The sequence below is a fragment of the Oceanipulchritudo coccoides genome (genome assembly GCF_010500615.1).
In the GTDB taxonomy this organism is placed as follows: Bacteria; Verrucomicrobiota; Verrucomicrobiia; order Opitutales; family Oceanipulchritudinaceae; genus Oceanipulchritudo; species Oceanipulchritudo coccoides.
Genome location: NZ_JAAGNX010000029.1, coordinates 1 through 358 on the forward strand (window position 1 = coordinate 1; position 358 = coordinate 358).

General features: G+C 60.1%; 1 protein-coding gene. It reads left to right on the forward strand.

Going from position 1 to position 358, the window contains the following annotated elements:
• The coding region (locus tag G0Q06_RS14300; protein ID WP_238710910.1) for a DprA-like winged helix domain-containing protein at window positions 1-257 on the forward strand (257 nt) is incomplete at its 5' end.
• Window positions 258-358 lie beyond the last annotated feature (101 nt).

The window sequence follows — 358 nt, forward strand, 5'->3', positions numbered from 1 at the left end:
TGTGCGATCTGCCCGAGACACCGCCCCAACGGCCAGTCCCGCCTAAACAGCCGAAGAGCGACGCCGCCCGAAATCTACGCAAAACGGCCAAGTTGCACGAACGGATCATTGCCCGGTTGAGCCCTGCACCCTTGGCAGAGGATCAGTTGATCCGTGATCTGGCCGTCTGCGCCTCCGAGGCGGCTCCCGCCCTGCTGGATCTGGAAATGGACGGCAAGATCACCCGGCAGTCCGGCGGCATGCTGTCGCGCAGGTGACGCGCTTTACCGCGCAGCAACAGCGTCTCACGGCAGCGCAACACGCGACTCAAATCGAGATTTAACATCATATTTTCAGCAACTTACGCCACAATTTAACG